Origin of the sequence: Achromobacter sp., from assembly GCF_032102605.1 — a bacterium.
GTDB lineage: Bacteria > Pseudomonadota > Gammaproteobacteria > Burkholderiales > Burkholderiaceae_B > Achromobacter.
In genome coordinates, this window is record NZ_DAMDGT010000004.1 from 349,570 (window position 1) to 363,419 (window position 13,850).

The 13,850-nt window shown below is 66.0% G+C and carries 12 protein-coding genes; 10 read left to right on the top strand and 2 right to left on the bottom strand.

Features of this window, described 5'->3' with window-relative positions:
• Nucleotides 1-2: 2 nt before the first annotated feature.
• Nucleotides 3-656 (top strand): CoA transferase subunit B, encoded by a 654-nt coding sequence (locus RT614_RS12075; RefSeq protein WP_313622345.1) that lies wholly within the window; start codon nt 3-5, stop codon nt 654-656.
• A 100-nt stretch (nt 657-756) separates the two neighbouring features.
• Here the strand turns inward: RT614_RS12075 and RT614_RS12080 are convergent, their stop codons facing one another.
• A complete protein-coding gene (locus RT614_RS12080; protein WP_313622346.1) occupies nt 757-1,218 on the bottom strand; it encodes a GNAT family N-acetyltransferase in 462 nt (153 codons plus the stop codon).
• A gap of 187 nt (nt 1,219-1,405) precedes the next feature.
• On the opposite strand from RT614_RS12080, the gene RT614_RS12085 reads away from it, so the two are divergent.
• The 9 genes from RT614_RS12085 to RT614_RS12125 all read left to right on the top strand — a co-directional run bounded on the left by RT614_RS12085 (nt 1,406) and on the right by RT614_RS12125 (nt 12,668).
• The gene (locus RT614_RS12085) at nt 1,406-2,281 is read left to right on the top strand and encodes a MurR/RpiR family transcriptional regulator (protein WP_313622347.1); all 876 of its coding nucleotides are present in this window, start codon (nt 1,406-1,408) and stop codon (nt 2,279-2,281) included.
• Entirely contained in the window at nt 2,278-3,258 is a 981-nt protein-coding gene (locus tag RT614_RS12090; protein ID WP_313622348.1) for an isoaspartyl peptidase/L-asparaginase, read from the top strand. Before RT614_RS12085 ends, RT614_RS12090 begins: the two co-directional genes overlap by 4 nt.
• A 116-nt stretch (nt 3,259-3,374) precedes the next feature.
• The gene (locus tag RT614_RS12095) at nt 3,375-5,261 is read left to right on the top strand and encodes a dipeptide ABC transporter ATP-binding protein (protein WP_313622349.1); all 1,887 of its coding nucleotides are present in this window, start codon (nt 3,375-3,377) and stop codon (nt 5,259-5,261) included.
• 38 nt (nt 5,262-5,299) lie between these two features.
• A complete protein-coding gene (gene gsiB / locus RT614_RS12100; protein ID WP_313622350.1) occupies nt 5,300-6,853 on the top strand; it encodes a glutathione ABC transporter substrate-binding protein GsiB in 1,554 nt (517 codons plus the stop codon).
• Nucleotides 6,854-6,942: 89 nt separating this feature from the next.
• Nucleotides 6,943-7,863: a glutathione ABC transporter permease GsiC gene (gene gsiC, locus RT614_RS12105; protein ID WP_313622351.1), complete on the top strand. Its 921-nt coding sequence runs from the start codon at nt 6,943-6,945 to the stop codon at nt 7,861-7,863.
• Between the two features lie 7 nt (nt 7,864-7,870).
• Entirely contained in the window at nt 7,871-8,770 is a 900-nt protein-coding gene (gsiD, locus tag RT614_RS12110; protein ID WP_313622352.1) for a glutathione ABC transporter permease GsiD, read from the top strand.
• 144 nt (nt 8,771-8,914) lie between these two features.
• Nucleotides 8,915-10,009: a P1 family peptidase gene (locus RT614_RS12115; protein WP_313622353.1), complete on the top strand. Its 1,095-nt coding sequence runs from the start codon at nt 8,915-8,917 to the stop codon at nt 10,007-10,009.
• Nucleotides 10,010-10,029: 20 nt separating this feature from the next.
• Nucleotides 10,030-10,863: a M55 family metallopeptidase gene (locus RT614_RS12120; RefSeq protein WP_313622354.1), complete on the top strand. Its 834-nt coding sequence runs from the start codon at nt 10,030-10,032 to the stop codon at nt 10,861-10,863.
• Between the two features lie 14 nt (nt 10,864-10,877).
• Nucleotides 10,878-12,668: an aminopeptidase P family protein gene (locus RT614_RS12125; RefSeq protein ID WP_313622355.1), complete on the top strand. Its 1,791-nt coding sequence runs from the start codon at nt 10,878-10,880 to the stop codon at nt 12,666-12,668.
• Between the two features lie 100 nt (nt 12,669-12,768).
• Here RT614_RS12125 and RT614_RS12130 read toward each other — a convergent pair whose 3' ends face one another.
• Nucleotides 12,769-13,770, bottom strand: coding sequence for a hypothetical protein (locus tag RT614_RS12130; protein WP_313622356.1), 1,002 nt, complete (start codon nt 13,768-13,770; stop codon nt 12,769-12,771).
• Nucleotides 13,771-13,850: the final 80 nt, after the last annotated feature.

Genomic DNA, 13,850 nt, shown 5'->3' on the forward strand with positions numbered 1-13,850 from the left:
ACATGGCATGGACCCGCGATGAAATGGCGGCTCGCGCCGCGCGCGAGCTGCAAGACGGCTTTTATGTGAACCTGGGCATCGGCTTGCCCACCCTGGTCGCCAACCACGTGCCCAAGGGCGTCGAAGTCTGGCTGCAATCCGAAAACGGCCTTCTGGGCATCGGCCCGTTCCCCACCGACGCCGAAGTCGACGCCGACCTCATCAACGCCGGCAAGCAGACGGTCACCACGCTGCCCGGCTCGTCGATCTTCTCGTCTGCCGACTCGTTCGCGATGATCCGCGGCGGCAAGATCAACCTGGCCATCCTGGGCGCGATGCAGGTCTCCGAAAAGGGCGACCTGGCCAACTGGATGATCCCGGGCAAGATGGTCAAGGGCATGGGCGGCGCGATGGACCTGGTGGCCGGCGTCGGCCGCGTGGTGGTCCTGATGGAGCACGTCGCCAAGAAGAAGGACGGCTCGGAAGACATCAAGCTGCTGCCTGAATGCAACCTGCCGCTCACCGGCGTCGGTGTCGTCGACCTGATCATCACCGATCTGGGCGTGATGGAAGTCACCGAGAACGGCCTGAAGCTGCTGGAAACGGCTCCTGGCGTGACGGTGGACGAGATCAAGTCCAAGACAGCCGCCAAACTGGACGTGTCGGCGGTCCAATAAGGATCGGCCGTCGCGCTGGCCGGCGCCAGCACGGTCGCCCCAACGAAAGCGCCCCTTGCGGGGCGCTTTTTTCATGGCTGGAAGGAGCTGCACGAGGGCGCTAGACGACCTCTTGCAGCAGCATGCCCACGTGCGGAATGCCATCTTCCATGTATTCCTCGGTGACCGGCACGAAGCCATGGCCGCCGTAGTAGTTCCGAAGGCGGGCCTGCGCGCCCAGGTAGACCGGCTGGTCCGGCCACAGCCGCTGCACTTCCTGCTTGGCGCGGCGCATCAGTTCGTGGCCCAGGCCGGTGCCGCGGGCGGCGGGGGCGGTGATGACGCGGCCGATGACGGCCTGGCCTTCGTTCAGGGCCGGTTCCAGCAACCGGCAATAGGCCATTAGTTCGCCGTTGCGCCATGCCATGAGGTGCTGCGTCTGCCCCTGGAGGTCTTTGCCGTCCAGGTCCAGGAACACGCAATTCTGTTCAACCACGAATACTTCCGAGCGCAAGCGCAGGAGGGCGTACAGCTCGGTGGTGGTCAGTTCGGCGTGGTGCTTGCAAGTCCATGCGGGCGACATCGGGTATTCCATATAGCGGGAAAAATTCGAGGGGAACAAGCGTAACGCAAACGCGCCCGGGTATTTGGGCCTCACTGTTACATCCATTCACGGGTATACCCTTAGTATGAAAATCTATTTTCTTATCTAAAATTTGCGTGTAAACAGATTTACATAAACACCAGCCTCCTGAACTCCCTCGCTTTTGATGAACAAGGCCGCCATAACGATCGCTGATCGGATTGCCCGGGCCCAGCCCGCGCTGAGCCGGACCCAGCACAAGATGGCTGAGTACGTCCTGGCACATCAGTTTCGGGTGGCCACCATGACGATCGACGAGTTCGCGGTGGCGGTGGGTGTGTCGGTCGCCACGGCAAACCGCTTTGCGCGCGCCCTGGACCTTCCTGGCTATCCGCAGTTCCGCGCCGAACTGGCGCGCGGCTTCGAGGCCGCCCTGGAGCCTGTGGAAAAGCTGCGCACCGAACTGGCGCACTCGGCCAGCGCCGTGCAGATCTTCGCCGCCACGCTGGAAGAAGACATCCGCAACTCGCAGCGCAACCTGCAGGCGCTGGATTCCGCCGCCTGTGAGCAGGCGGTCGATGCCATCCTGGCGGCCGAGCGGGTCTTCATCATCGGCTTTGGCGCCAGCGGCTTCCTGGCCGGGCTGCTGCAACGCGGCCTGTGCATGCACCTGCATTCCGTCGAATCGCTGGCCGGTCCTGGTGGGGTGTCGCACGCAGCGCGCCAGATGTCGCGCATGACCGCCAATGACCTGGTGATCGCCATCGGTTTTCCGCGCTACCTGGCGGACACGGTGACGCTGGCCGGCGCGGCCAAGCAGGCCGGGGTGCCCGTGCTGGTGCTGACCGACAAGCCCACGTCTCCGCTGGCGCCCACGGCCTCGGTCGTGCTGTACGCGTTCTCCGCCCGCCAGCTGATCCCCAATTCCGAAACCGCCGCGCTCGGGCTGATCGAAGCCCTGTCCGCGGCGGTGGCCTATCGGGCCAAGAATTCCGTCGCGGCCGCCGCTGGGGTCACCCAGTCCGTCATGCCGTGGCTCATCCATGGAGTAGGTAAACGATGATTCAACCCGTGATCGCTATTCACGGTGGCGCCGGCGCGATGTCCCGCGCGGCCATGTCTGCCGAGAAAGAACAGGAATACCTGGCGGCCCTGGAGTCCATCCTGACCGCCGGCCAGGCCGTGCTGGCCAAGGGCGGCAGCGCGCTGGACGCCGTGACCGAGGCCGTGCGCCTGCTTGAAGACTGCCCGCTGTTCAACGCCGGGCACGGCGCCGTGTTCACCAGCGCCGGCACCCACGAACTGGACGCCGCCATCATGGACGGCGCCACCCTGCGTTCGGGCGCCATCGCCAACGTGAACCGCGTGCGCAATCCCATTTTCGCTGCGCGCAAGGTCATGGAAAACAGCAAGCATGTGTTCTTCGTGGGCGAGGGCGCGGAAACGTTCGCCAGCCAGGAAGGCCTGGAACTCGTGGATCCCTCGTACTTTTCGACCGAAGCCCGCCGCGAACAACTGCTGCGTGTGCAACGCGAAACGCCTGACGCCGCTGTGCTGGACCATGACGGCCAGGCGATGGTCGCCCGCGGCCAGCCCGCCCCGGCAGACCCGCTGGATGCCGACAAGAAGTTCGGCACCGTGGGTGCGGTTGCCGTCGATGCGCAGGGCAACCTGGCCGCGGCCACGTCCACCGGCGGCATCACGAACAAGCAGGTCGGCCGCGTGGGCGATGCGCCCCTGATCGGCGCCGGCACCTACGCCAGCAACAAGACCTGCGCCGTGTCCACCACGGGCACGGGCGAAATGTTCATCCGCATGGTCGCGGCGTACGACGTCGCGGCGCAGATGGAATACTGCGGCGCGTCGCTGGAAACGGCGGCGGACCGCGTTGTGATGGAAAAGCTGCCCACTATCGGCGGCAAGGGCGGCCTGGTGGCCGTGGACGCTCAGGGCAATGTGGCCCTGCCGTTCAACACGGAAGGCATGTACCGGGGTTACGCCCGCGTAGGCGAGAAGCCGGTGACCGCCATCTACCGATGAGCGGCGGCGGTTTGAATTAGTACTTGTCCCAGCGGGGCGCTCCAGGAATCGAACCCTCGAGACCGGCAGCCCACGCAGTGGACAAGGCATGGGGATTTTTTTGGGAATGAAAAGAGATGGTTGATCGCGCAAACAGCCTGGCGATGCCGGAAAACCGCGTGGTCCAGGTCGACGACCTGACGGTGCGCTTCGTGGGTTCCGAGCGCACGGTCGAAGCCGTGCGCAATCTGTCGTTCCATGTGGACCGGGGCGAGACCCTGGCCATCGTGGGCGAATCGGGTTCGGGCAAGTCCGTGACGTCCCTGGCGCTGATGCGGCTGGTGGAACACGGCGGTGGTCGCATCGCCCAGGGCACCATGGCCCTGCGCCGCCGCAATGGCTCCGTGATCGATCTGGCCAATTCCAGTCAACGCGTCATGCGCAATGTGCGCGGCGCCGACATGGCAATGATTTTCCAGGAGCCGATGACCTCCTTGAATCCGGTGTTCACGGCCGGCGACCAGATCGCCGAATCGATCCGCGAGCACCAGGGCATGGATGCGGCGGCGGCGCGCGCCGAGGCGCTGCGCATGCTGGAGCAGGTCCGGATCCCGGAGGCCAAGTCGGTGCTGGACCGCTATCCGCATCAACTGTCGGGCGGCATGCGCCAGCGCGTCATGATCGCCATGGCGCTGGCCTGCAAGCCGGCGCTGCTGATCGCCGACGAACCGACCACCGCGCTGGACGTGACCATCCAGGCCCAGATCCTGCAGCTGATCCGTCAGTTGCAGGAAGAAATGCACATGGGCGTGGTGTTCATCACCCACGACATGGGCGTGGTGGCTGAAGTCGCCGACCGCGTGCTGGTCATGTTCCGCGGCGACAAGGTCGAGGAAGGCCCCTCCGAGCGCGTGTTCGCCACGCCCGAGCACCCCTACACGAAGGCGCTGCTGTCGGCCGTGCCGAAGCTGGGCGCCATGCAGGGCACGGACCTGCCCGCGCGCTTCCCGCTGCTGCAGGTGGAAGGCAAGGCCCAGCCGGTGGCCGAAGCCGGCGCCGCCAGCACGCAGGAAGTGCCCGCCGCCAAGCGCGAGCCCATCCTGAGCGTGCGCGACCTGGTGACGCGCTTCGACCTGCGCGGCGGCATCATGAGCCGCGTCCAGCGCCGCGTCCACGCCGTGGAGAAGGTCAGCTTCGACCTGTATCCCGGCGAGACCCTGTCGTTGGTGGGCGAATCGGGTTGCGGCAAGTCCACGACGGGCCGCTCGCTGCTGCGCCTGGTGGACAGCCAGGGCGGCGAGATCCGCTTCGGCGGCCGCGACATCGTGCGTCTGAAGAACACCGAACTGCAATCCCTGCGCCGCGACATCCAGTTCGTGTTCCAGGACCCGTTCGCCTCGCTGGACCCGCGCGTGACCGTCGGCTTTTCCATCATGGAACCGCTGCTGGTGCACGGCGTGGCCAAGGGCAAGGATGCCGAGCGCCGCGTGGCCGAACTCCTGGAGCGCGTGGGCCTGCCGCCGGAAATGGCGCAGCGCTATCCGCATGAATTCTCGGGCGGCCAGCGCCAGCGCATCTGTATCGCGCGCGCCCTGGCCCTGAACCCCAAGGTCGTGATCGCAGACGAATCCGTGTCCGCGCTGGACGTGTCCATCCAGGCGCAGATCGTGAACCTGCTGATCGACCTGCAGCGCGACATGGGCATTTCGTTCCTGTTCATCTCGCACGACATGGCCGTGGTCGAACGCGTCAGCCACCGCGTGGCGGTGATGTACCTGGGCCAGATTGTCGAGATCGGCCCGCGCCGCGCAATCTTCGAGAATCCCCAGCATCCCTACACCAAGAAGCTGATGTCGGCCGTGCCGATCGCCGATCCGGCGCGCCGCCACATGAAGCGCACCTTGCTGTCAGATGAAATTCCCAGCCCGATCCGCAAACTGAACGACGAACCGGTGGTGCAACCGCTGGTCCAGGTCGGTACGGATCATTTTGTAGCCCGCCATCCCGTCGGCGGCGCGTATTGACTCAGTAGTTGACCTTTTTTTTGGAACCAGGAGTTGCAATGATGAAAGTTCTGCGCCCCACCAAGCTGATGGCCGCTGCCGCGCTGGCCTTCGGCGTGCTCACCGCGCCGATGGCCCACGCCGCCAAGGACGTGACGTTTGCCGTTTCCATCGCGCTGGAAACGCTTGATCCCTACAACACCAACAGCACGCTGAACCAGGCGGCTGGCAAGGCCTACTACGAAGGCCTGTTCGAATTCGACAAGGACCTGAAGGTTCAGAAGGTCCTGGCGACCGACTACACCGTCAGCGAAGACGGCCTGGTCTACACGTTCAAGCTGCGTCCCGGCGTCAAGTTCCATGACGGCACCGACTTCAACGCCGAAGCGGTCAAGATCAACTTCGACCGTCCGGCCAATCCGGACAACCGCCTGTCGCGCTACATCCAGTTCAGCGTCATCGAAAAGACCGAAGTCGTCGATCCGATGACCGTCAAGATCACGTTGAAGAAGCCGTTCTCGGCCTTCATCAACGCGCTGGCCCACCCGGCCGCCATGATGATCTCGCCCGCCGCCCTGGCCAAGTACGGCAAGGAAATCGGCTTCCACCCGGTCGGCACCGGCCCGTTCGAATTCGTCGAATGGAAGCCCGCCGAATACCTGAAGGTCAAGAAGTTCGACGGCTACTGGAAGAAGGGCTACCCGAAGGTCGACACGCTGACCTTCCGTACCGTGACGGACAACAACACCCGCGCCGCCGTGGTGCAGACGGGCGAAGCGCACTTCGCCTTCCCGGTGCCGTTCGAGCAAGCCGCCGTGCTGAAGAAGAACGAAAAGCTGGACGTGGTCGACCACCAGAACTCGATCATGGCCCGCTACCTGTCGATGAACACGCAGCAAAAGCCGTTCGACAACGTCAAGGTGCGCGAAGCCATCAACTACGCCATCAACAAGGAAGCGCTGGCCAAGGTCGCGTTCTCGGGCTACGCCACCGTCGTCGACGGCGTCGTGCCGCAAGGCGTGGACTTCGCACACAAGATGGGCGCATGGCCGTACGACATCAAGAAGGCCAAGGCCCTGCTGGCCGAAGCCGGCTACCCCAACGGCTTCGAAAGCCAGCTCTGGTCCGCCTACAACGACGGCACCTCGGTGAAGGTGGTTCAGTTCCTGCAGCAGCAGCTCGCCCAGGTCGGCATCAAGGTTTCCGTGGAAGTCCTGGAATCCGGCCAGCGCGTGCAGCGCGTCCAGCAAGTGCAGAAGCCCGAAGACGCCAAGGTCCGCATGTACTACGCGGGCTGGTCGTCCTCGACCGGCGAAGCCGACTGGGGCCTGCGTCCGCTGCTGACCACCGCCGCCTTCCCGCCGGTGCTGAACAACGTGTCGTACTACTCGAACAAGTCGGTTGACGACGGCATCCAGCAAGCGCTGGCCACGACCGATCGCGCCAAGAAGACCGAGATCTACAAGAACGTTCAGGAAACCATCTGGAAGGACGCCCCGTGGGCCTTCCTGGTGACCCAGAACAACCTGTACGTCAAGTCGAAGAACCTGTCGGGCGTGTACGTGGAACCGGACACCTCGTTCTGGTTCGGCGACATCGACCTGAAGCAGTAAACCAAGCAGTAACCCTTGGGGCCCTCGGGCCCTTGTAAGGCCACATACGGCGGGGACGCGGTGTCCCCGCCGATGTTGCAGGAATTTCAATGCTGACCTACATCGTCAAACGTCTTTTGGGCATGATCCCCACGCTGCTGCTGGTAGCGGTGGTCGTGTTCCTGTTTGTGCACATGCTTCCGGGCGACCCGGCGCGACTGGCCGCAGGGCCGGAGGCCGACCAGTCCACCGTTGAACTGGTGCGCAAGGAACTTGGGCTGGATCTGCCCCTGCCGCAGCAGTTCGTGCGCTACTTCAGCCACATGCTGCAAGGCGACCTCGGGACCTCGCTGCGCACCAAGCGCCCCGTCTCGACCGAAATCGCCGACCGCTTCATGCCCACGTTGTGGCTCACGCTCGCCAGCATGGTCTGGTCCGTGACCTTCGGCATGATCATCGGCATCGTGTCGGCGGTATGGCGCAATCGCTGGCCCGACCGTCTTGGCATGACGCTGGCGGTGTCCGGCATCTCGTTCCCCGCGTTCGCGCTGGGCATGATGCTGATGCAGGTGTTCTCCGTGAACCTCGGCTGGCTGCCCACCGTGGGCGCCTCGACGTGGCAACACTACATTCTTCCGTCCATCACGCTGGGCGCCGCCGTGGCTGCCGTGATGGCGCGCTTCACGCGGGCTTCCTTCGTGGAAGTGGTCCAGGAAGACTTCGTGCGGACCGCGCGCGCCAAGGGGCTGACCGAGCGTCGCGTCGTGATCAAGCACGCGCTGCGCAACGCGCTGATTCCCGTCGTCACGATGATGGGCCTGCAGTTCGGCTTCCTGCTGGGCGGCTCCATCGTGGTCGAAACCGTCTTCAACTGGCCCGGCCTCGGCCGCCTGCTGGTTGACGCCGTGACCCAGCGCGACTATCCGGTGATCCAGGGCCTCGTGCTGCTGTTCTCGCTGGAATTCATCCTGATCAACCTGATTGTCGACGTGCTCTATGGCGTCATCAATCCCAGCATCCGTTACAAGTGAGGCGGCAATGAGCAATTCGACACCCGCCGCGACCATCGCCGCCGTTCCCAAGAACGACGTGCGCACGCCCGCCACCGAGTTCTGGCGCAAATTCAAGAAGCAGAAGCTCGCCGTCGGCGCGGGCATGTTCGTCCTGCTGCTGGTCGTCGTCGCGGCCTTCGCGCCGTGGATCGTGCCGTTCGACCCCGAGAACTTCTTCGACTATGACGCGCTGAACGCCAGCCCGTCCGCTACCCACTGGCTGGGCGTGGATTCGCTGGGCCGCGACATCTTCAGCCGCATCATCATGGGCGCGCGCATCTCGCTGGCCGCAGGCTTCCTGTCGGTCGCCATGGGCGCCATCGTCGGCACCTTCATGGGCCTGATGGCGGGCTACTACGAGGGCTGGTGGGAACGCATCACGATGCGCATCTCCGACGTGCTGCTGGCTTTCCCCGGCATGCTGCTGGCCATCGGCGTGGTCGCCATCCTGGGTTCCAGCATGGTCAACGTGATCGTCGCCGTGGCCGTGTTCAGCGTGCCGGCGTTTGCCCGCCTGGTGCGCGGCAACACGCTGTCGATCAAGCAGATGACCTACGTCGAAGCGGTCAAGAGCGTGGGCGCGTCCGACTGGACGATCATCATGCGCCACATCCTGCCCGGCACGATCTCGCCGATCGTGGTGTACGGCACGATGCGTATCGGCACGTCGATCATCACCGCGGCCAGCCTGTCGTTCCTGGGCATGGGCGCTTCGCCTCCCACGCCGGAGTGGGGCGCGATGCTGAACGAAGCGCGCGCCGACATGGTGATTGCGCCGCACGTCGCGATCTTCCCGGCGCTGGCGATCTTCCTGACGGTGCTGGCGTTCAACCTGCTGGGCGACGGCCTGCGCGACGCGCTCGATCCCAAGATCGACCGCAAGTAAACCTGCCGCCGGACCTTGCACGAGGGCCGGCGTGGAGGGCGATTTTTCCGCCGCCGCCTCCGTCCGCCACGTACTGCAAAGTGCGTGTCCCGGACTCAGGGTGGCGGCGTTTTGCATTCTGGAGCGTGGCGACACGTAACGAACATGGACAAACAAGCGCTGGACATCCCGCGTATCGGCGTACTGCCCTCGGGCCCGCTGGACTCGATCTGCGACGTGGGCGACATCACGGTCGGCCACTGCACGCTGGCTGAAGGCCCGCTGCAGACCGGCGTCACCGTCGTGCGTCCGCATGGCGGCGACCCCTATCTGGACAAGGCGCCGGCTGCGGCCACCGTGCTGAACGGTTTCGGCAAGAGCACCGGGCTGGTTCAGGTGCAGGAGCTGGGCGTGCTGGAAACGCCCATCGCACTGACCAACACGTTCGGCGTGGGCACCGTGGCCAATGCGCAGATCCGCGCCGCGGTCGCGGCCAATCCGGGCATCGGCCGCGGCATGGCCACCGTCAACCCGCTGGTCTTCGAGTGCAACGACGGCTATCTGAACGACATCCAGGCGCTGGCGGTCCAGGAGTCGCACTACGCCGACGCGCTGGCCGCCGCGGGCAAAGAGTTCGAGCAGGGCGCCGTCGGCGCCGGCCGGGGCATGTCGTGCTTTTCGTTCAAGGGCGGCATCGGTTCGGCCTCGCGCGTGGCGCAGATCCAGTCGGGCCAGCAACACACCGTCGGGGCGCTGGTGCTGGCGAACTTCGGCCGCCTGCCCAACCTCACCGTCGCGGGCCGGCCGTTCGGCCGCCGGCTGGCTGACCAGTTGGACCGTGGCCTGGCGCAGCAGGGCGAGAACGCCGTGATCGCGCCGGAGAAGGGCTCCATCATCCTGCTGCTGGCCACCGACGCGCCGCTGGATTCGCGCCAGTTGCGCCGCCTGTCGCTGCGCGCGGGCGCCGGCCTGGCGCGCACCGGATCGGTGTTCGGTCACGGCAGCGGCGACATCGCGCTGGCCTTCTCGACCGCGTACACGATCCCCCAATTGGCCGATGCGCCCATGCCGGCGATGGCGATGCTGCACGAGGCTCGCATCGATCCGCTGTTCGAGGCGGCCGCTGAAGCCTGCGAACAGGCCATCATTTCCGCGTTGTGGCATGCCGAGGCCGTGACCGGCCGCGACGGCCATCGTCGCGATTCCATCCGCCAGGCCGCGCCCGATTGGCGCCAGTGGCTGTCCGATACCGAATTCTGAACATTTCGAAGGCGCATTTCATGAAGATCCTGATTTCCACCGATATCGAAGGCGTCGCTGGCGTCTTCCATGCCGAACAGGTCCGTGCCGGCAACGGCGAATACGAGCGCGCCCGCGCCTGGATGACCGCCGAGGCCAATGCGGCCGTGCAGGGCGCGATCGCCGGCGGGGCCGAAGAGATCCTGGTCAACGACTCGCATGGCGGGTTTCGCAACCTGCTGCCGGACGGCCTGGACGAACGCGCCCGGCTGGTGCTGGGCAAGCCGCGCTACCTGGGCATGATGGGCGGGCTGGAAGAGGGCTGCGACGCCGTCTTCATGATCGGCTACCACTCGCGCTCGCAAGGCCGCGGAATCCTGGCCCACACCATCAACAGCTTCGCCTTCGCACGCGTCGTCATCAACGGCATGGAACTGGGCGAGGCCGGGCTGTACGGCGCGTTGGCCGGCGAAATGGGCGTGCCCGTCATCCTGGGCACCGGCGATGACGTGTTCATCGAAGAAACCCGCGACACCTTCCCCGGCGCCGAATGGGTGCAAACCAAGGTGGCCCACGGCCAGGGCAGCGGCGTGACGCTGTCGCCGGCCGCATCGCGCCGGGCGATCGCCGCCGCGGCCGAAACCGCGGTGCGCAACCTGAAGCGGGGCGGCGACAAGAAAGCCGTTCCGTTCTGCTTTCCCGCCCCTATAGAATGCCGGTTGCAGACGCAGAGCGCGGCCTTGGCCGACCTGTTCTGCATGTGGCCCACGCTTGAACGCGTGGACGGCGTCACCTTGCGATTCACCACGGATAGCATGCAGTCCGCCGTCCGCACGTTGAACAGCCTGGCCGCCATGTCTTTCATGTTGCGCTAAGGATCCCTCTCTCCATGTCTAGCACCGACGCCCGTATCGCCCAATTGCGGCAGGCCATGAGCCGCCGCGGCCTGTCCGCCTATGTCGTTCCCTCTTCGGACCCGCACCTGTCCGAATACCTGCCGGCTCGCTGGCAGGGGCGGCGCTGGCTGTCCGGGTTCACGGGCTCGGTGGGCACGCTGGTGGTCACGGCCGACTTCGCCGGCCTGTGGGTGGACAGCCGCTACTGGGTGCAGGCGGAAGCGCAATTGGCCGGCACCGGCGTGCAGCTGATGAAGATCGCGCTGGCCACGACGCCGGGCCACGTGGACTGGCTGGCTGCCAACACTCGCGCTGGCGACGTCATCGGCGTGGATGGCCAGGTCCTGGGGCTGGGCGCGTTCCGGGCACTGTCGGCAGCGGCGGCGACTTCTGGCGCCGTGCTGGAGATCCGCGAGGACTTGCTGGACGATGTCTGGTCCGACCGCGCCGGGTTGCCCGACGCGAAAATCTACGAGCACGTGGCCCCCGACGCCTGCGTGGCCCGCGCCGACAAGCTGGCGCAAATCCGCGAGGCCATGCGCGCCCACGGCGCCGACGTGCATTTCATTTCCACGTTGGACGACATCGCGTGGCTGTTCAATCTGCGCGGCGCGGACGTCGACTACAACCCCGTCTTCGTGGCGCATGCGCTGGTGGGCCTGGACCACGCCACGCTTTTCGTGGCGGACGGCAAGATCGACGACGCGCTTCGGGCGGTCCTGGCCGCCGACGGCGTGGACGTGTCGGGCTATGCGCAGGCCGCGGATGCGTTGGCCTCGCTGGAACTGGACCAGAAGCTGCTGATCGACCCCGCCCGCGTGACGTGCGGCGTGTTCCATGCCATGGACCCCGCCGTGCCGCGCGTCGAAGCCATCAACCCTTCCACGCTGCTGAAGTCCAGGAAGACCGATGCCGAGCTGGCCAATGTGCGCCAGGCGATGGCGCAGGACGGCGCCGCGCTGTGCGAGTTCTTCGCCTGGTTCGAAGGCGCGCTGAGCAAGGAAACCATCACCGAGCTGACCATCGACGAGCAGATCACCGCCGCCCGCGCGCGCCGGCCCGCGTACGTCTGCCCCAGCTTCGCCACCATCGCCGGCTTCAATGCCAATGGCGCCATGCCGCATTACCGCGCCACGCCGGAATCGCACGCCACCATCGAAGGCGATGGCCTGTTGCTGATCGACTCGGGCGGCCAATACCTGGGCGGCACCACCGACATCACGCGCGTGGTCGCGGTTGGCGCGCCCAGCGCCGACCAGAAGGTCGATTTCACGCTGGTGCTCAAGGGCATGATCGCGCTGTCGCGCGCCTCGTTCCCGCGCGGCACGCCGTCGCCCATGCTGGACGCCATCGCGCGCGCGCCCATCTGGGAAGGCGGCGCGGAATATGGCCACGGCACCGGCCACGGCGTGGGCTACTTCCTGAACGTGCACGAAGGCCCGCAGGTCATTTCGTACCGCGCGATGCCCGGGCCGCACACGGCCATGGAGCCCGGCATGATCACGTCCAACGAGCCCGGCATCTACCGGCCCGGCCGCTGGGGCGTGCGCATCGAGAACCTGGTCGCCAACCGCAGCTGGCTGACGTCGGAGCTGGGCGAGTTCCTGTGTTTCGAAACCCTGACGATGTGTCCGATCGACACGCGCTGCATCGAGCCCTCGCTGATGCGCGAGGACGAAATCGACTGGCTGAACGACTATCACAAGACGGTGCTGGAACGCCTGTCGCCGCTGGTCGACGGCGAGGCGCTGGACTGGCTGAAGCGACGCTGCGCGGCGATCTGATCGCGCGCGTTGCTGGCCGATTCGCCGGCGGATGCGCCGGCGCAAAATAAAGGCCGCGGGGCATGCCACCGCGGCCTTTTTGCATGGAACGGCACGCGGCCTAGCGTGCGGGCCCGTCCACTGGCTTGCGGTAGAGCATGCGCACGCCGATCACGCAGCCCAGCGCCAGCAGCGCACCATAGAACAACAGGGCCAGGCCGGTAGCGGCCTGCGATTCGGCGGCCCAGGCAAGCTGGTCCCAGGTCATGGACTTCAGCACCACCAGGCCCAGCCCGACGCCCGACGCCTGGGCGAACCAGAAGGCAAGGCTGCCCAGCGCCACGGCGCGGCCCAGCGTGGGCCGTTCCAGCCCCCGGGGCAGCACGTTCAGGCAGACCAGCGTGCTCAGCGCGAGCAAGACAATGGGCAGCAGCCAATATCCGAGCGCATGTTCCGCCCAGCCCGCGCCCAGAGCATGCATCTGCATGTAGGCGCCCAGCATGATGGAAACGCTGGTCTGCCAGATCATGACGGTCAGCCCGCAAATCCATGCCACGTTCCGGCGCGTCATGACGGGGCTGCCGGCAGGTCCGGCGGGGGCTGCGGTCCAGGCCGAGATGTGCACGGCCAGCCAGATGCCGAGGATTTCCAACGGAATGGTGATCATCCGGATCAGGAGGTTCATGACGATGAACCGGCCGGTGACGCCCAATCCAAACCATTCCTCGAGCAGCGAGCCGCTTTTGATCAGGCTTGTCACCATGGCGGTCTGCGTCACGGCCACGCCGCTGGTGAGGCAAAGCGTGTAGAGCGCCTGCAGGGCAAGGAAAACGCCCAGAAAGCGGCCAGGCTGATCGACGGTGGACGTGTCGTGGCGCGTCAGCCATTGGCGCGTCGAGCCCCAGGCGGCAAGGCCGACGATCAGCAGGGTGGAGGCCAGATTGGCCAGCAACGGCGCCAGCACGGGCGGCTGCATGTAGCTTTCGCGCAGCCGGTCCAGGTAGGGCGACGGACCCATCAAGGTATAGACCTGGGTGAGCAAGGTATACGCCAGCCGCAGCAGGACGGCGGCGGCGGCGAATCGCCAGGCGAGGGAATAGGCGGGGCGGGACAGGGTGGTCATCGGCGCGTGGGCGAAGGACGGGAACGGGCCGCCCGAATGCTGCGGCCATGAGAAATTAGGGATGGACCATAGCACGGCCG

Excerpts from the sequence above, each read along its gene's own strand:
- RT614_RS12075 (WP_313622345.1), top strand. The coding sequence starts at position 3 with ATGGCATGGACCCGCGATGAAATGGCGGCTCGCGCCGCGCGCGAGCTG.
- RT614_RS12080 (WP_313622346.1), bottom strand. The coding sequence starts at position 1,218 with ATGTCGCCCGCATGGACTTGCAAGCACCACGCCGAACTGACCACCACC.
- RT614_RS12085 (WP_313622347.1), top strand. The coding sequence starts at position 1,406 with ATGAACAAGGCCGCCATAACGATCGCTGATCGGATTGCCCGGGCCCAG.
- RT614_RS12090 (WP_313622348.1), top strand. The coding sequence starts at position 2,278 with ATGATTCAACCCGTGATCGCTATTCACGGTGGCGCCGGCGCGATGTCC.
- RT614_RS12095 (WP_313622349.1), top strand. The coding sequence starts at position 3,375 with ATGGTTGATCGCGCAAACAGCCTGGCGATGCCGGAAAACCGCGTGGTC.
- gsiB (WP_313622350.1), top strand. The coding sequence starts at position 5,300 with ATGATGAAAGTTCTGCGCCCCACCAAGCTGATGGCCGCTGCCGCGCTG.
- gsiC (WP_313622351.1), top strand. The coding sequence starts at position 6,943 with ATGCTGACCTACATCGTCAAACGTCTTTTGGGCATGATCCCCACGCTG.
- gsiD (WP_313622352.1), top strand. The coding sequence starts at position 7,871 with ATGAGCAATTCGACACCCGCCGCGACCATCGCCGCCGTTCCCAAGAAC.
- RT614_RS12115 (WP_313622353.1), top strand. The coding sequence starts at position 8,915 with ATGGACAAACAAGCGCTGGACATCCCGCGTATCGGCGTACTGCCCTCG.
- RT614_RS12120 (WP_313622354.1), top strand. The coding sequence starts at position 10,030 with ATGAAGATCCTGATTTCCACCGATATCGAAGGCGTCGCTGGCGTCTTC.
- RT614_RS12125 (WP_313622355.1), top strand. The coding sequence starts at position 10,878 with ATGTCTAGCACCGACGCCCGTATCGCCCAATTGCGGCAGGCCATGAGC.
- RT614_RS12130 (WP_313622356.1), bottom strand. The coding sequence starts at position 13,770 with ATGACCACCCTGTCCCGCCCCGCCTATTCCCTCGCCTGGCGATTCGCC.